The 15,042-nt window shown below is 60.8% G+C and carries 16 protein-coding genes; 5 read left to right on the top strand and 11 right to left on the bottom strand.

The window, feature by feature from the left end; translation table 11 throughout:
- Positions 1 to 59: 59 nt before the first annotated feature.
- Both SPHFLASMR4Y_RS15725 and SPHFLASMR4Y_RS15720 read right to left on the bottom strand, forming a co-directional pair.
- Positions 60 to 362 carry an alkylphosphonate utilization protein gene (locus SPHFLASMR4Y_RS15725; protein WP_089134390.1) on the bottom strand — a complete coding sequence of 101 codons (303 nt, stop codon included), beginning with the start codon at positions 360 to 362 and terminating at the stop codon, positions 60 to 62.
- Positions 362 to 1,651, bottom strand: coding sequence for an O-acetylhomoserine aminocarboxypropyltransferase (locus SPHFLASMR4Y_RS15720; RefSeq protein WP_089134389.1), 1,290 nt, complete (start codon positions 1,649 to 1,651; stop codon positions 362 to 364). The genes SPHFLASMR4Y_RS15725 and SPHFLASMR4Y_RS15720 overlap by 1 nt, the downstream gene beginning before the upstream one ends.
- A gap of 219 nt (positions 1,652 to 1,870) precedes the next feature.
- Between SPHFLASMR4Y_RS15720 and SPHFLASMR4Y_RS15715 the strand changes: the two genes are divergently transcribed.
- From SPHFLASMR4Y_RS15715 to SPHFLASMR4Y_RS15700, 4 genes are all read left to right on the top strand, one after another.
- Positions 1,871 to 2,365, top strand: a complete 495-nt coding sequence (locus SPHFLASMR4Y_RS15715; protein WP_260807003.1) for a pyridoxamine 5'-phosphate oxidase family protein — start codon at positions 1,871 to 1,873, stop codon at positions 2,363 to 2,365.
- 172 nt (positions 2,366 to 2,537) lie between these two features.
- Positions 2,538 to 3,023, top strand: coding sequence for an MgtC/SapB family protein (locus SPHFLASMR4Y_RS15710; RefSeq protein ID WP_089134388.1), 486 nt, complete (start codon positions 2,538 to 2,540; stop codon positions 3,021 to 3,023).
- 45 nt (positions 3,024 to 3,068) lie between these two features.
- Positions 3,069 to 3,260 (top strand): DUF3008 family protein, encoded by a 192-nt coding sequence (locus SPHFLASMR4Y_RS15705; protein WP_089134387.1) that lies wholly within the window; start codon positions 3,069 to 3,071, stop codon positions 3,258 to 3,260.
- A 131-nt stretch (positions 3,261 to 3,391) separates the two neighbouring features.
- A complete protein-coding gene (locus tag SPHFLASMR4Y_RS15700) occupies positions 3,392 to 5,416 on the top strand; it encodes an NADPH-dependent 2,4-dienoyl-CoA reductase (RefSeq protein ID WP_089134386.1) in 2,025 nt (674 codons plus the stop codon).
- A gap of 135 nt (positions 5,417 to 5,551) precedes the next feature.
- Here SPHFLASMR4Y_RS15700 and SPHFLASMR4Y_RS15695 read toward each other — a convergent pair whose 3' ends face one another.
- From SPHFLASMR4Y_RS15695 to pabB, 9 genes are all read right to left on the bottom strand, one after another.
- Complete coding sequence (locus SPHFLASMR4Y_RS15695; protein ID WP_089134385.1) at positions 5,552 to 5,917, bottom strand: PRC-barrel domain-containing protein; 366 nt, start codon at positions 5,915 to 5,917, stop codon at positions 5,552 to 5,554.
- A gap of 183 nt (positions 5,918 to 6,100) precedes the next feature.
- Positions 6,101 to 7,108, bottom strand: a complete 1,008-nt coding sequence (locus tag SPHFLASMR4Y_RS15690) for a DNA topoisomerase IB (protein WP_089134384.1) — start codon at positions 7,106 to 7,108, stop codon at positions 6,101 to 6,103.
- A gap of 126 nt (positions 7,109 to 7,234) precedes the next feature.
- Positions 7,235 to 8,191 carry a sulfite exporter TauE/SafE family protein gene (locus SPHFLASMR4Y_RS15685; protein WP_089134383.1) on the bottom strand — a complete coding sequence of 319 codons (957 nt, stop codon included), beginning with the start codon at positions 8,189 to 8,191 and terminating at the stop codon, positions 7,235 to 7,237.
- Between the two features lie 156 nt (positions 8,192 to 8,347).
- Positions 8,348 to 9,022 (bottom strand): hypothetical protein, encoded by a 675-nt coding sequence (locus SPHFLASMR4Y_RS15680; RefSeq protein WP_089134382.1) that lies wholly within the window; start codon positions 9,020 to 9,022, stop codon positions 8,348 to 8,350.
- A 385-nt stretch (positions 9,023 to 9,407) separates the two neighbouring features.
- Positions 9,408 to 9,998 carry a helix-turn-helix transcriptional regulator gene (locus SPHFLASMR4Y_RS15675; RefSeq protein WP_089134381.1) on the bottom strand — a complete coding sequence of 197 codons (591 nt, stop codon included), beginning with the start codon at positions 9,996 to 9,998 and terminating at the stop codon, positions 9,408 to 9,410.
- Positions 9,999 to 10,064: 66 nt separating this feature from the next.
- Complete coding sequence (locus tag SPHFLASMR4Y_RS15670) at positions 10,065 to 10,322, bottom strand: type II toxin-antitoxin system RelE family toxin (RefSeq protein ID WP_089134380.1); 258 nt, start codon at positions 10,320 to 10,322, stop codon at positions 10,065 to 10,067.
- A 233-nt stretch (positions 10,323 to 10,555) separates the two neighbouring features.
- Positions 10,556 to 10,942, bottom strand: coding sequence for a type II toxin-antitoxin system HicB family antitoxin (locus SPHFLASMR4Y_RS15665; RefSeq protein ID WP_089134379.1), 387 nt, complete (start codon positions 10,940 to 10,942; stop codon positions 10,556 to 10,558).
- Between the two features lie 12 nt (positions 10,943 to 10,954).
- The gene (locus tag SPHFLASMR4Y_RS15660; RefSeq protein ID WP_089134378.1) at positions 10,955 to 11,137 is read right to left on the bottom strand and encodes a type II toxin-antitoxin system HicA family toxin; all 183 of its coding nucleotides are present in this window, start codon (positions 11,135 to 11,137) and stop codon (positions 10,955 to 10,957) included.
- A gap of 31 nt (positions 11,138 to 11,168) precedes the next feature.
- Positions 11,169 to 13,025 carry an aminodeoxychorismate synthase component I gene (gene pabB, locus SPHFLASMR4Y_RS15655; RefSeq protein ID WP_089134377.1) on the bottom strand — a complete coding sequence of 619 codons (1,857 nt, stop codon included), beginning with the start codon at positions 13,023 to 13,025 and terminating at the stop codon, positions 11,169 to 11,171.
- A gap of 71 nt (positions 13,026 to 13,096) precedes the next feature.
- On the opposite strand from pabB, the gene SPHFLASMR4Y_RS15650 reads away from it, so the two are divergent.
- Entirely contained in the window at positions 13,097 to 15,040 is a 1,944-nt protein-coding gene (locus tag SPHFLASMR4Y_RS15650) for a S9 family peptidase (RefSeq protein WP_089134376.1), read from the top strand.
- The last annotated feature ends 2 nt before the right edge of the window (positions 15,041 to 15,042 follow it).

The raw sequence follows: 15,042 nt of genomic DNA, 5'->3' as shown, positions 1-15,042 counted from the left end.
CAAGGAATACGCGAAACTGCCTAATATCATTGGTGCTGCACTGCAACAGGGAGAATCGGTCAGGTCCGTTTTTTCACAAATTCTGCTCGCAGGACCAGTCCCTTGATCCCTTCATATCTGCAATCAATCTCCTGCGCGTCACCCGTTAGTCGGATAGACTTGATCAGGGTGCCGCGCTTCAGCGTCTGCCCTGCGCCCTTGACCTTGAGATCCTTGATCAGGGTAACGGCATCGCCATCGGCCAGCACATTGCCGACCGCATCGACCACCTCAGGTCCCGCCGCCTTTGCCGCAGCATCTTCCGGACTGAGCCATTCGCCCGTTTCCTCGTCATAGACATAATCGCCCGCGCCATCGGCCATCAGAGCGACTCCAGCGCCTGCTGCATGTCGGCGATTATATCGTCGATATGTTCGATCCCGACCGAGATACGCACCACATCCGGCCCGGCACCGGCGGCGACCAGTTCATCGCCCGAAAGCTGGCTGTGCGTCGTCGAGGCGGGATGGATGATCAGGGATCTGGTATCACCGATATTCGCGAGATGGCTGAACAGCTTGACCGCCGATACCAGTTTCGTGCCCGCCTCATAGCCGCCTTTCAGGCCGAATGTGAATACCGCCCCGCCCTTGCCGCCGAGATATTTCTGCGCCAGCGCGTGATATTCATTGTCGGGCAGTCCGGCATAGGACACCCAGCTCACCTCGTCGCGTCCCTGCAACCATTCCGCCATTTTCAGGGCATTGTCGCAATGCCTCTCCATCCGCAGCGCCAGCGTTTCCATGCCGGTCAAGATATAGAAAGCGTTCTGCGGCGCCAGCGCCGGTCCCAGATCGCGCAGCGACAGCGCGCGCGCCGCGAGGATGAAGGCCATTTCGCCAAAGGCTTCGGTGAAGACCTTGCCATGATAGGACGGGTTGGGCTGGTTGAGGAAGGCGAATTTCTCGCTCTTGGTCCAGTCGAACTTGCCGCTGTCGATGATTAGACCGGCGACGCTGTTGCCATGGCCGCCGAGAAATTTCGTGCCGCTTTCGACGACAATATCCGCGCCATGCTCGATCGGACGACAGAGCATTGGCGACGCCATCGTATTGTCGACAATCAGCGGGATGCCCGCTTCATGGGCGATGTCTGCGATCGCTGCGATATCCTGCACCACGCCGCCGGGATTGGCGAGACTCTCGATGAAGATGCAGCGCGTATCGTCGGTGATCGCGCCCTTTACCTCGTCCATATTGTCCGCGTCGACAAAGCTGACCTTCCAGCCGAATTTCTTGACCGAATGGGCGAGCTGGTTGAGCGAGCCACCATAGAGTTTCTTCGCCGCGACAATATGCGCGCCGGGGTCCATCAGCACGTGAAAGGCGATGATCTGCGCCGCGTGGCCCGAGCCCACTGCCAGCGCCCCGATGCCGCCTTCCATCGCCGCAATCTTGCCTTCCAGCGCGCCGTTGGTCGGGTTCATGATGCGGGTATAGATATTGCCGAACGCATCCAGATTGAACAGGTCGGCCGCATGATCGACATCATCGAACACATAGGAAGCGGTCTGGTAGATCGGCGTGATCCGCGCCTTGGTCGTCGGATCCGGTTCGGTGCCGGCGTGAACGGCCATGGTTTCAAGCTGCGGGTTTTCCAGATGATCGGTCATGATGCGTCCTTGTGCAAAGAATTATGCAGCGTGCCTAATCTCAATGCGCCGTCGCCGCAACCGGACTTGTGATGGGAAGCACAGGAGGCGCGCGGGTTCCTGCACGACTCCGCGGGCGATCCGGACCACCACGCCAGAAAACCACGAGAATTTTCCCAATTTTTTGAAACTTTATCCACCCTGCGCGTTGGTTAAGTGAAGCAGAAAAGGAAACAGACCATGAGCAACACCGATATGAACGATACAATCGACCGTGACGAGATCCGCGAGGAATTCTGGGAGTCGATCGCCGACAGCCCTTTCGTGATGCTGGCTCTCGATAATGAGAGGAAGCACAGCATCCCGATGCGCGCGCAGCTCGACAAGGACGCCAACAGCGCCATCTGGTTCTTCACCACCCGCGACAACCGGCTGGCCCAGGGCGGCCCGGCGATGATGCAATTTGTCTCCAAGGGACATGACCTGTTCGCCTGCGTGGCCGGCAATCTGACCGAGGAAACCAGCTCCGCGATCATCGACAAGCACTGGAGCAAGCCGGTCGAGGCCTGGTACGATCAGGGTCGGCAGGATCCCAACCTGCTGATGCTGCGGCTTGACCTGCGCGACGCGGAAATCTGGGAGTCCGACCCCGGTGTCGTCGGCATGTTCAAGATGATGACCGGCATGACCATGGACGGCGAGGAAATGGGCGACCACGCCCGGGTTGCGCTCTAGGCGCGAACAGCCCCGTCCCGATGCAGTCCCGCGGGGGCCGCGGCGGCATGGAAGAGAGCGCGCACCGGCCTGATCCGCCGGTCCTGACGTCGCTTTGTTCCCGCCTGTCGCGGCCCCCGCTTTTTCTTGCCGCGGCGGCGCAACAATTCCCCGACCCGCGCGTTTCCTTGCCATGACAGACATATTAGCCGGACCTGATACAATAGCCTGGTCAGAGGCGCTATGGCGGCTCGCCGCCTCCACCCTTCTGCCCTTCCTGATCGGCCTCGAGCGGTTTATCCGCCGCAAACCGATCGACTTCCGCCCTTTCGTGATCATTTCCATTGCCGCCTGCGCGCTGGCGATCGGCGCGATGGAATTGCTCGAATCGACCCGCGATCCGCAAAGCGATATAGACCCCAGCCGCGTCTTTGAAGGCGTGATCACCGGGATCGGCTTTCTCGGCGCCGGGGCGATGTTCCGCGAGGGCAGCTTCGTTCAGGGCGCGGGCTCCGCCGCTTCGATCTGGGCAGCGGGCGCGATCGGGCTGATCTGCGGTTTCGGCGAAATCTGGCTAGCGGCGATCATCACAGCTGTCATCCTCACCGTGCTGATCACCAGCGCGCCCTTCACCTCGCACTGGGACCCGGGCGAAGAAAGCGGAAAGCCGCCATCCTGACCGGGCCCGCCCCCATCCACCACCGACAAGCAAAGGAGATAGATCATGCCAGCCCAATCGAAAGCCCAGCAACGCGCCGCCGGAGCGGCCCTGTCCGCCAAGCGCGGCGAAACCAAGGTCGGCGACCTCAAGGGCGCGTCCAAGGACATGTATGACAGCATGAGCGAAGACGAGCTGGAGGATTATGCCAGCACCGATCACGACGGCCTGCCTGAAAAAGTGCAAGGCGACGACTAGGTCTTGATCGCCCCCGGGCGCTGCGCTCGGTCCGGAACATCTGCTCCCTGTGCTCGAAGACATGCTCTCGGACACTCATATTTAACAGATTGATTAATGTGATCGCGCGAAAATGCTGCTAGAGCAGCCGGATGAACTATCCAAAATTGCTCGAGCCGCTCGATCTCGGCTTCACCACCATAAAAAATCGCTCCATCATGGGCTCCATGCATACCGGTCTGGAAGAGATGGATGGCGGGTTCGAGCGAATGGCCGCCTATTTTGCCGAGCGGGCCGCGAACAACATCGGCATGATTATCACCGGCGGGATTGCTCCCAATGCCGAAGCCTCGATGGGCGGGGCCATAATGTCCAGCGATGAAGAAGCCGCCAAGCACCGGTTGGTCACGGACGCCGTGCACGATGCAGCCGAAGATGTGAAAATATGCATGCAGATCCTGCACCCCGGCCCGCTCGCCAACAACAGGGATATGGTCGCGCCGTCGGCTGTGCGATCCCGGATTGCCAGACATCCCCCCAACGAGCTCGACAAGGCCGGCATCCAGAAGCAGATCGACGATCATGTAAATTGTGCGCTGATGGCGCAGAAAGCGGGCTATGACGGCGTCGAGATCATTGGTTCAGCCGGCTATCTGATATCGACCTTTCTGGTGCGCAAAACCAATTTGCGCGAAGATGAATATGGCGGATCGTTCGAGAATATGATGCGGTTTGCCATCGAGATTGTCGAGCAGACACGGAAAGCGGTCGGCCCGGATTTCATCCTCATCTTCCGGATCGCGGCAATGGATATGCTCGACGGCGGCATGAGCTGGGATGAGATCGTCATGCTCGGCAAGGCTTTGGAGAAAGCCGGCGTTACGATTATATCCACCCATTTTACCTGGCACGAGAGCGCCGTCCCGACGATTGCGACCATGGTGCCCCGCGCCGCCTTTACCTCGGTGACCGGCCGGTTGCGCAAGGAACTCGGCGTGCCAATGATCACCTCCAACCGGATCAATATGCCCGACGTTGCGGAAGAAGTTCTGGCCCGCGGCGACGCTGACCTGGTCTCCATGGCCCGGCCGCTGCTCGCCGACAGCGAATTCATGCGCAAGGCGATCGAAGGCCGCGAGGACGAGATCAACACCTGTATCGCCTGCAACCAGGCCTGTCTGGATCATACGTTCATGGGCAAATTGACCACCTGTCTGGTCAATCCCCGCGCCTGCCACGAAACCATCCTGAATTACGAGCCGGTCACCGAAGCCAAGCGGATCGCGGTGGTTGGTGCCGGACCGGCCGGCCTCGCCTATGCCACGGTCGCGGCCCAGCGCGGCCATGTCGTGACCTTGTTCGAGGCCGCCTCCGAAATTGGTGGCCAGTTTAATCTGGCGAAAACCATTCCCGGCAAAGAAGAATTTTACGAGACCCTGCGCTATTATAACCGCATGATCGCGGTGCATGGCATAGACTTGCGGCTCAACACGAAAGCAGACGTCGCCGGGCTGCAGGCCGAAGGCTTTGACCATGTCATTGTCTCGACCGGCATCAAGCCACGCACGCCCGATATCGAGGGTATCGATCACGAAAAGGTCGTCAGCTATATCGATGTGATCAGGGGCAACAAACCGGTGGGCAAAAAGGTTGCTATCATCGGCGCCGGCGGCATTGGCTTCGACGTCTCCGAACTGATCAGCCATGCCGGCGTTTCCAGCGCGCTCGACCGCGATCTCTTTGCCGCGGAATGGGGCGTGGATTTTGAGAACCATCCCCGTGGCGGCGTCACCGGCGTAGAGCCCCAGGTGGTGAAGTCCGATCGGGAAATCACCCTGTTGCAGCGCAAGGACAGCCGGGTCGGCGCGGGTCTGGGCAAGACCACCGGCTGGACCCATCGCATCACCCTCACGCGGCGCGGGGTCGGCATGATGAACGGCGTCGAATATGTGAAAATTGATGATCAGGGATTGCATATCCTGCAAGGCGGCCAGCCCGTTTTGCTGGAGGCCGACACGATCATCATCTGCGCCGGACAGGATCCATTGCGCGAGCTGCATGATGATCTTCAGCAAGCGGGCATTTCGTCCGAACTTGTCGGCGGCGCGTTTGAAGCGATGGAGCTGGACGCGAAAGCGGCGATCAATCAGGCCAGCTACATGGCCGCCGCGATCTAGATCGCGGGCGGGACGGTCCCGGACCGGCCGAGAGCAGCCTGGTGGCATTCTGCTCCTATCCGACAAGAGTCAAAAAAAGCCGAGCGAAATCGCTTTCGCCCGGCTTTGTCCTGTACCGCTATGGCCTGGCTATGCCTACCAGTAAGGCGTCACCGTCCAGTAATTATAGACGCTGGACTGATATTCCCGGTCATAGGCGCGATCGGGCTCGTTGCTGCCGAAGCGCGGCGCGTCCATCAGCTGATCCTTGGTCACATCGATCCGGTAGCCGTCGAGCTCGGTGTCATAATCCAGCTTCGACCACGGAATGCTGTGCTTCTCGTCGCCGATGCCAAGAAAGCCGCCGGCCGAAATGATCACATCGGTGACATTGCCGCCGCGCTTGTCGATCAGCAGCTTGTCGACCGATCCGATCTTGTCCTGGTCCGCACCATAGACAGCGGTTCCGTCGACGCGGTCGCTGCCAATCACGCTGTGGTTTTTCTCATCCTGTAACATCATGTTTCTCTCCTCTAGGTTTCAGGGCCCCTTGTCGGGGATAGCCGCGCGGCAGCCCGTATCAGGGGGAGGGCCATTGCCTTGCGGTTACAGGGAATCTACGGACGACCCGGCCAATCGTTCCGGAGAATATCGGCTTTTTTGCACGGATGGACGGAGCGGCAATCTCGCCGCGGCGGACCGGGATCATGCCCCGCCAATCAACCCGGCGAATCGGTTCTCGCCCACCCGCAGGCCGCTGATCTGCGCCGCCCTGCCCTCGATCATCGCCAGGCGCTCGTCCGCCGCCAGGCCGATCAGCTCGAACACCGCCGGATGGACATAGCTCTTGCGGCAGATCGCCGGCGTGTTGCGCAGGGCTGCGGCGGCGGCTTCGCTGGCCTGTTTGATCGTCGGCTTGTCCTCCGCCGTGACCGCCTCGAGCGCGGCAACGCTGCCGTGCCAGGTGCGGAACATCTTGGCGCTCAGACTGTCCATTCCGGACACTGTCTTCAGCCAGTCATTGACGTCGCCGCTGTCGAGCGGATGCACCGCCCCGTCCACGCCGACATATTGGAACAGGCGCTTGCCGGGCAGGTCGTCGATCTGCTCCAATATCTTTTGCAGCCGACTGTCGCGCAGGCTGCAGCTCACCTTCTTCCCGCCCTTGGCACGATAGCGCAGCCGCAGCCGGTCCTCCTCATAACGGACATTGCCGCCATCGAGCGTGGTTGCCCCCTTGCTCATCCGCGAGCTGCCGCCGACCCGGATCGCGGTCCGGTCGATCAGCCGCACCAGCGCGGCAAGCGCCACCGCCTTGCCCGGCCCTTCATCGGCCGCGCCATCGGGCTGGAGCAGCGCGTTCACCTTGCGCCGGATCCGCGGCAGCACCGTGGCAAATTGGGCCAGTTGATCGAACTTCTGCCGGTCACGAAACTCCCGCCAGTCGTCATGATAGCGATATTGCTTGCGCGCCGCATCATCATAGCCGGTCGCCTGGATATGGCCATTGGCCTGCGGACAGATCCAGACATTCTTGTAGGCCGGCGGCACTCCCAGCGCCTTGATCCGCGCCAGTTCGATGCGGCATTTCAAGTGGCTCCGGTCGGGCAAGAAATACTGGAACCCCCGCCCCCGCCGAACCCGCGAGATGCCCGGCTGCTCGTCGCTGCTATAGACCAGACTGGGAATGCGGAGCGAGGGTTCGTGGATCATGAGCGAAAAACTCTGGCCGCGATATTCGGTTCCCCTTGCAGAGGCAATTATCGGCGCGAGCGGTCCGGCCTCGCCATGCGCAAGCGAGCAGGCCGCATCATCCGCGGCCCGCTCGCGACACCCCGTTCAATAGACCCAGTTGAGCACGATCAGATAGACCGCCGACAGCACGATCCAGGTCCCGTCCAGCGTCTTCAGCCGTTTCGCGCCCAGCCACAGCGCAATCGGGCGGGCGAGAAAGGCGCCGAGCACCGCGCCCGGCCCGGCCAGCAGCACGATCTCCCATGGCATCGTCCCGCTCTCGATATGCCAGATGCTGCCAACCAGCACGCTGATCGAGGAAATCACGCAGGCGGTGCCGGTGCACAGCAGCACCGGATAATGGCGGATGAACAGATAGAGCGCGACCAGCTCGCCGACGCCGACCGAAAACAGCGCGGTCAGCGCGCCACCGGGAATGGCGATCAGCAGCAGCATGGCAATATCGATCCGCTCCAGCCGCGCCCGCTCCGGCCGTTTGTGGTTGATCGTCCAGGTGGTGATGATCAGCGCAAGGCCGAGAAAGATCGAGAATATCTTGTAGCCGAGCAGGATCATCTGTCCGTCGACCATCGTCAGCCGCTGCATCGCCAGCATCGCCGGCAGCGCCACTGCCAGCACCGCCAGGATCACCAGCAGAAAATCGCGCGGCCGCACGGCAGCGTCCCCCGCCGATGCCGAAGCCGCCGCTGCCGGCTGATGCAGCAGCCGGTCAGTCCAGCGCAGTCCGCCAATGGTCATGCCGAAACACTGGATCCCCATCGACGCCGCGGTCACCCGCAGCGGATCGAGCGTCATCACGCCATGCTCGCGCAGCCCGTTGAACACCGGCACAAACACCACCCCGCCACCGGTGCCCGACGTATTGGCAATCACCGCCGCCAGCGCCCCGATGCCGGGGAGGAACCGGAGCTGGCCGATCAGAGCGGGATCATAGCGCGCCCACAGCACTATCGCCGCATAGGCCAGAAGCAGGACGACACCGCCCCAGATTACCACGCGGCCTGGCGCCGGTTTTGTCATGCGACGGAGGGAATCAGTCATGATTGTCCGTTGGCGAAATGCGGGGTGCGATGCAAGCAGTAATGGGCCAGCCGGGGCAGGATAGATTGGTGAAAGAGGAATGGCGGTGACAGGGCGCGCGATACATCCGGGCAGGGCCGGATTCAAAGCGCGCTGTCACAGCCATTCTATTGGCAATTACTCCGGCGCGGCTACGCTCGTTTCGGCCGCATCGGCCTCAATGGCCAGTGGAGCCCCCGGCGTTTCAACCGTTAGTGGCGCTGGTTTCTTTGCCTGAATAGCCAGTTCCACATCTTCGTCGATAAAGGCCGGCACTTCGCCACCCATCGGGAAAACGGCACTGGTTCCTGTCATGAAAAAGCCGGCAATCGGGACCAGCGCGATCGCGCCAACCACGCCGGCCGTTCCCGTCACACCCTTGTCGTCAAAGGCACCGGTCAGGCGGATTTGCCGCCCGTTGACCCGGGCGAACAGGGCACGCGCTTCCAGCTTGCCCGACTTGCCCCACATGCCCTTGTTGCGAACGCTCGTCAGCTCCGCTTCAGCCGGCGAACCGGCAGGGATGACAACGACGTCATTGACGTAGACCGGCGCGGCGACTTCCATGCGCACGCGTTGACCGACCCGGGCCATCTTTTTCTTGGTCGTCACTTCTTCCATCAAGCGAAGCGTGATCGGCGTGCCGGCGCGCAAAATGGCGTTCTGGGTCACCAGTTCGGGAATAGGGGCCACGGCGGCAGGTGCCGGCTCCGCAACCGGAGCGACAGCTTCTCCTGGCGCCGCTTCCTGAGCAAAGGCTTGTGCTGCAGAAAAACTCAAGGCAGCCGTAGCCACCAGTAAAAACGTCTTCATTATTGGACCCCCCAATTAAGTGATTCGAACCCATCTCTTAGGTGAGAGATCGTCAATTAGTGAAACTATTTTTCACGATTTAGTTAAATAAAGCAATTCGATGCAGCAGAAGTCCAGCGATCCGCCGCGCGGCCATTCAGCAGTCCGCCGCGTGCCCGCCCGCCCCGTTCACCCGGCAAGACCGTCATCCCGGCGAAGGCCGGGATCCAGACCATAATAGGGTGCACGCCGGATTGTCGGGCTAGGCCGCTCGGCTAAAAAAGCTTCGGGCAAGCTTACGACGCCTGTGCCCTGCGCTGGAGCGACAGAATGGCTGGCCGAAATTTGAATTGAGTGCAGCGTCACCGTAATTTCAAAGGAAATTCCGAAAGCTCTGTCTTGATCCTTATACACGTTTGCTTTTTGTCGGCTTGTCACGCTTCCCTGCGGTTTTGCCGGACCGTTCGGAAATAAACGTCCCCGCTTCCCTCTCTCTGACCATCGACGGACTCGCATCGGCATTCGTCCCTGGCCCCGCGCGCCATATTCCGCCCGCAACCGGATCGGCGCTGGCGTCATCCGTTTCCCGCCCCTGTTGCTTCCCCGCATTGTCATTACTGCGCGATTCAAACAGCCAGCGGGGCAAGGCCAGCGCCTTGGTGATCGCATTGATGGTGTCCGTTCGACCGGTGCCGGGAGGAGACGCCTCAAGGCGGGCGATGGCGGGCTGCGTCATGCCAATTGCTGCCGCCAGATCGGTCTGGGTCATCCCGCAATAGGCGCGGGCGGCTGCAATCGGATGTTTGCCATCACGAACCGCGCGCGCCACCTCGGCCGGGATGGCCCCGTCATTCTGCAGCGATTTGAGGCCTTCATAGGCCGCCGCAAGATCGGCCGCATCCTCCGCCTGCTCGACAAGCCAGTCGAACTCGGCACGGGTCAGCGTCACGGTTTCGATCCCGTCCCCGCTTGTTTCAAATTTCGGCTCAAGTTCCATTTTTCAATTCCATTCTGCTGGCCATTGCCAGCCAGATCCTGTTTTGTGCAATCGCGCCCGTAATGCTCAGCCTCTTTTGTAAATGGCCTTGCGGTGCCCGATGTCGAGGACGTTCAGCACAACCAGATCCTCGTTAAATATGACCCGGTAATTACCGACGCGCAGGCGCAAGGCATCCGTGCCCTGCAGCGACTTGACCTGTGCCGAGAGGCTTTCCGGATCCCGGGCATATTGCTCGATTTTGGCTTCCACAGCGTCCGCTTGCCTTTTCGGCATCCTGGCCAATGCACGATCCGCTTGCGCTGTGTAGCTAATCGTCTTCATTGCATGAATATAATGAATTATAACAAACTGGCAAGCAAAATATAATGAATTATAACAACGGGCTGTTCATTGGATATCGGGCGCGATTTAACAGATCGCCTCAACCAACCCCCGAACACTATTCCCCACAAAAAACCCACCTGCCCTCTCTCCAGCGATTCCGCCCGCAGCACACTCGGCAACGCACCGGAGTTACCGCGTCAATACACTCCTGTCCGAGTCGAGAGCCCCCCTCACCCCACCCCAATCTCCTTCAACGCCGCATCCTCCAGAAAGGCGCTGCGGGTCATTTTTCGGGTGCGGGCGGCGCTGTCGATCATTTTGACGACGCCGGTGTCGAGCGAGACATTATAGCGACCGGTCCGGCCGGTGCGCTGCAGATAGGGGATCTGCACCAGAAACGCGCCCTGCTTCAGATCCTCGGCGGCTGATTTCTGGATTGCGCCGATCGGGCTGGCGGGGACCATCTCTTCATCCTCAAAATAGAGTGACAGCGCCTCGATTGCATTGGCGATAATATCGCCTTCCTCGTCCGCCGCGGAAAAGCAGCCGGGCACATCCGGAAAGGAAATTCCGAAAGCGCTGTCTTCATCCTTATGCACGACGGCAAAATAGAACATGGGCTGGGCCTTTCAAATCCATCCCGCCATCCGGGCGATGCTGCGCGCCGTCCCGACGGGCAGGTCTTTCTTGGGATGCGGGACAATGATGATACGATCATCCTTACGATATTTATGGTGAGAGCCTCTGATTGAAACCAGTTCAAAGCCCTCCTTGCGGAGCCGCCGGATGATCTGCTTGCTGCTCCGCTCCATGTGTATTTATATACACAATTTTGGCAGAAAGTCAATCGGTGACTACGGCCTGCACCAACCCCCGAACACTATTCCCCACCAGAAACCCGCCCGCCATATCCTCCGCAGTCAGGTCCGCCTCGACCGCCTGCCCGCTCTCCAGCAGCTCCGCGCGCAGCACGCCCGGCAGCACGCCGCGTTCCAGCCTCGGCGTCAGCAACAGCCCGTCGCGCTCGACAAAGACATTCCAGATCGCGCCCTCGGTGACGAAACCCTCGCCATCGACGAAAATCGGGTGGACGCCCTCGCCTAAACCCTCGACCGCATAAACCCGCCGGTCGCTGGTCTTGTGGTGCAGGCGGAAATCCCGGGGATCGGCCTGCATCGGCACCAGCTGGCATTGCACCGGCCCGTCCTGTGGTTCGGGCATCGGCTTCAGCTCGATCGCCAGCGCCCCGGACGGGCCGAGGTGCAGGCGGACCATGGCGGGGCTTTCCTGGTGAAAGGTGATCGCCTGGATCGCGTTGCGCGCGGCGTGGCGGTCGAATTCGAATTGCAGGGTGGCGGCGCTGGTCTTCATCCGCTCGAGATGCGCTTCCAGCCGGGCGATGCCACTGGCCGGATCAAAGGCCATGGTCTCGATCAGGTCGACGCGATGGCCGCGGCCACTGTCGGCCCCGATATTGCCTCCGGCATTGCCCCCTGCATTGGCATCCACTTTCGCAAATCTCCCCTTGGCGAGGCATTCCCGCCACTCGTCTTCCCCATCCGAGTCCGCCACTATGCCAGAGCCGAGGCCGATGGAAAGCCTTTCTTTGCCCGATTTGAGGAAGAAAGTGCGGATCGCGACATTGAAGGCGGCGTCGGAACGGCCCTGCGCATCCGCCGCGTCGATCCGGCCGATCGAGCCACAGTAAATGCCGCGCGGACCGTGCTCGCCGGCCGTGCCGCCGGCGGCGCTTTCCAGCTCGTCGATAATCTCCATCGCGCGGATTTTCGGGGCACCGGTGATCGAGCCGCAGGGGAAAATCTGCCGGATCACATCGACCGCATCGAGGCCGTCTCTGAGCTGCGCAGTAACGGTCGAGGTCATCTGGTGGATGGTCGGATAGCTCTCGATCTGGAACAGATGCGGCACCGCGACGCTGCCGCGCCGGGCCACTCGCGACAGGTCGTTGCGCAGCAGGTCGACGATCATCAGATTCTCCGACCGCTGCTTCGGGTCGCCATGCAATTGCGCCTGCACCTGGGCGTCGGCTTCGGAGTCAGCCAGGCGGGCGGCGGTGCCCTTCATCGGCTTGGCGGTGATCCGCCCGTCCTTCAGCGCGAAGAAGAGTTCCGGCGAGAAGGACAGCATCCAGTTGGCCCCGTCATGGACGACGCCGCCATAGCCGGCCTGCGCGCGGTCGCGGATCGCGGCATAAAGCGCCAGAGGATGCCCGGAAAAGTCCATTTCTGCGCGAAAAGTGAGGTTTGCCTGATAGATATCGCCGGAAAGGATATAATTTTGCACCTTTTTGAACGCCGCCTCATAGGCGGTGCGCGAGATCGCCGGTTCCAGTTGTCCCAGCCAGGCGCCATTGCGGTCGGGCAGAGATTCTGCCACAGCTTCAGGGGCTAACTGTATGTAATTCTTGAATATTCCAAACCATAATAAGGGCGCGGGCAGATTTTCGGGTATTTTCCCCTGCAATCGCCCTTCCAGCGCCAGTCCCGCTTCGTAGGAAAGATAGCCCGCCACATGCTGCCCCGCCAATCGCGCCCGCGTCAAAGCGGCAAAACATGCTTCCAAATCTTCCATTTTGTCGGCCCGGACGATGTCCACCGGATCGCGGTAAAGCCGCGCTGGCGCGGCATCACAGGCCCGGGCATCGTCGAGCAGGACAAAGGGAGAATTTCCATCGAACATCCCCCACCCCTAATTGCTTTTGCTACCATTCGTCCATAAGCTTGCCGAAAGAAACACGGGGGGCTTGCGAAATGCGTTTTGAACCGGTCTGGCGGATTGGCCTTATATTATCGGTATTTGCCGCTGCTCCTGCGGTCGCGCAAGCGGGTGACATCGCCCCTCGCCCGGCCGCGCTGGTCGCCGACCAAGTCCCTGACATCCCGCAGGAAATCGTCGACCAGACCCGACCCTATATGGAATATCGCACGGCCAGTTTTGTCGATTGGGACCCGAAAAGCCGGGCCATGCTGATCTCCACCCGGTTTGCCGACACCAGCCAGTTGCACCGCGTCGCCGCTCCGATGGGCCTGCGCGAGCAACTGACCTTTGCCGGCGAACCGGTAAGCTCGGCCCGCTACGCGCCCGACGGCTCGGCCCTGCTGTTCGAGAAGGACAGCGGCGGCAATGAAGTCAACCAGATATTCGCGCTCGAACAGGGCCAGCCCAGAATGCTCACCGACGGCAAGAGCCGCAATACTCTCGGCCCCTGGTCAAGCAGCGGAAAATTGCTGGCCTTCGGCTCGAACAAGCGCACCGGACTGTATAATGATATCTATCTGATGGATCCGTCCCGCCCGGAAGGCTCAAAGATGCTGATCGCCTCGACCGGCGGCGGCTGGTTTCCGATCGATTTTTCCCCGGATGACAAGCAGTTGCTGGTGTTCAACTATGTGTCGGTCACGGACAATCAGCTCTATCTGGTCGATATCGCCCTCGGGACGTCGCGCAAACTGACCGAGAGCGACAAGCCGGTCGCCTATCACGGGCTGAAATTCGCGCCTGACGGCCGGCTCTGGGCGGCGTCCGATGATGGCAGCGACGTCAAGAGGCTCGGCTTCGTCAATCTGGAAACGTCGTTGTTCGAACCGGTGATAGACGAGAAAATCTGGGATATTACCGATTTCGATATCAGCAAGGACGGCCGCTGGATCGCCTTTGAAGTCAATCGGGCCGGCCGCTCCCTGCTGAAATTCTACGACATGCAAAGCGGCGAAATCCGGGCTGTCGAGGGCCTGCCCGACGGTGTGATCAACGGCGTCAAATTCGCTCCCTGGGGCGATCTGGGTCTTACGCTGAACAGCAACCGTACGGGCATTGACGCTTACAGCATCAACCCGGACACGCTGGCGGTGACCCGCTGGACGAGGAGCGAGACCGGCGGGCTCGACAGCGCCGACAATGTCGCACCGCAACTGGTCGAGATAGAAAGTTTCGACGGCGAGAAAATGTCCGGCTTTCTTTATCGCCCGGATCCGGCGCGGCACAAGGGCAAGCGGCCCCTGATCATCAATATCCACGGCGGTCCGGAGGGTCAGGCGACACCGCGCTTTCTGGGCCGCAGCAATTATCTGGTCAACGAACTGGGGGTCGCGATTTTCTATCCCAATGTGCGAGGGTCTACCGGCTTTGGCAAAAGATTTGTCGCGCTGGATAACGGTCCCTGGCGGCGGGAGAATAGCGTGCTCGATATCGGGGCGTTCCTCGACCATCTGCGCAAGGACAAACGGATCGACCGCAATCGTATAGCCGTGACCGGTGGCAGCTATGGCGGCTATATGACCCTCGCCTCGATGCTGCGCTACGGCAGGAAGCTGAAAGCCGGTCTGGAAGTTGTCGGCATTTCCAGTTTTGTCACATTTCTGGAAAATACACAGGCCTATCGTCGCGATCTCAGGCGGGTCGAATATGGCGACGAGCGCATCCCCGAACAGCGTGCTAAACTCGAAGAAATCAGCCCGCTGCTCCGCGCCAGCGAGATCAATATCCCGCTGATGGTGGTCACCGGCGCCAATGATCCGCGCGTCCCGGCCAGCGAAGCCGACCAGATCGTCACCGCCGTCCGCGCCAACAACCGTCCGGCATGGCATCTGCTGGCCGAGAATGAGGGTCACGGCTTCCGCAAGAAAGCCAATGCCGACTATCAGTTCTGGGCGAGCCTGCTATTCTGGCAGAAATATCTACTGGGCGGGAAATAGAC

Source organism: Sphingorhabdus sp. SMR4y (genome assembly GCF_002218195.1).
In the GTDB taxonomy this organism is placed as follows: Bacteria; Pseudomonadota; Alphaproteobacteria; order Sphingomonadales; family Sphingomonadaceae; genus Parasphingorhabdus.
The sequence above is the reverse complement of the archived record's forward strand: the minus strand, read 5'-3'. Positions and strand labels throughout refer to the sequence as shown.

What these genes read in the sequence shown, in the direction of transcription:
- SPHFLASMR4Y_RS15725 (WP_089134390.1), bottom strand. Translation starts at nt 362, where the DNA reads ATGGCCGATGGCGCGGGCGATTATGTCTATGACGAGGAAACGGGCGAA.
- SPHFLASMR4Y_RS15720 (WP_089134389.1), bottom strand. Translation starts at nt 1,651, where the DNA reads ATGACCGATCATCTGGAAAACCCGCAGCTTGAAACCATGGCCGTTCAC.
- SPHFLASMR4Y_RS15715 (WP_260807003.1), top strand. Translation starts at nt 1,871, where the DNA reads ATGAGCAACACCGATATGAACGATACAATCGACCGTGACGAGATCCGC.
- SPHFLASMR4Y_RS15710 (WP_089134388.1), top strand. Translation starts at nt 2,538, where the DNA reads ATGACAGACATATTAGCCGGACCTGATACAATAGCCTGGTCAGAGGCG.
- SPHFLASMR4Y_RS15705 (WP_089134387.1), top strand. Translation starts at nt 3,069, where the DNA reads ATGCCAGCCCAATCGAAAGCCCAGCAACGCGCCGCCGGAGCGGCCCTG.
- SPHFLASMR4Y_RS15700 (WP_089134386.1), top strand. Translation starts at nt 3,392, where the DNA reads ATGAACTATCCAAAATTGCTCGAGCCGCTCGATCTCGGCTTCACCACC.
- SPHFLASMR4Y_RS15695 (WP_089134385.1), bottom strand. Translation starts at nt 5,917, where the DNA reads ATGATGTTACAGGATGAGAAAAACCACAGCGTGATTGGCAGCGACCGC.
- SPHFLASMR4Y_RS15690 (WP_089134384.1), bottom strand. Translation starts at nt 7,108, where the DNA reads ATGATCCACGAACCCTCGCTCCGCATTCCCAGTCTGGTCTATAGCAGC.
- SPHFLASMR4Y_RS15685 (WP_089134383.1), bottom strand. Translation starts at nt 8,191, where the DNA reads ATGACTGATTCCCTCCGTCGCATGACAAAACCGGCGCCAGGCCGCGTG.
- SPHFLASMR4Y_RS15680 (WP_089134382.1), bottom strand. Translation starts at nt 9,022, where the DNA reads ATGAAGACGTTTTTACTGGTGGCTACGGCTGCCTTGAGTTTTTCTGCA.
- SPHFLASMR4Y_RS15675 (WP_089134381.1), bottom strand. Translation starts at nt 9,998, where the DNA reads ATGGAACTTGAGCCGAAATTTGAAACAAGCGGGGACGGGATCGAAACC.
- SPHFLASMR4Y_RS15670 (WP_089134380.1), bottom strand. Translation starts at nt 10,322, where the DNA reads ATGAAGACGATTAGCTACACAGCGCAAGCGGATCGTGCATTGGCCAGG.
- SPHFLASMR4Y_RS15665 (WP_089134379.1), bottom strand. Translation starts at nt 10,942, where the DNA reads ATGTTCTATTTTGCCGTCGTGCATAAGGATGAAGACAGCGCTTTCGGA.
- SPHFLASMR4Y_RS15660 (WP_089134378.1), bottom strand. Translation starts at nt 11,137, where the DNA reads ATGGAGCGGAGCAGCAAGCAGATCATCCGGCGGCTCCGCAAGGAGGGC.
- pabB (WP_089134377.1), bottom strand. Translation starts at nt 13,025, where the DNA reads ATGTTCGATGGAAATTCTCCCTTTGTCCTGCTCGACGATGCCCGGGCC.
- SPHFLASMR4Y_RS15650 (WP_089134376.1), top strand. Translation starts at nt 13,097, where the DNA reads ATGCGTTTTGAACCGGTCTGGCGGATTGGCCTTATATTATCGGTATTT.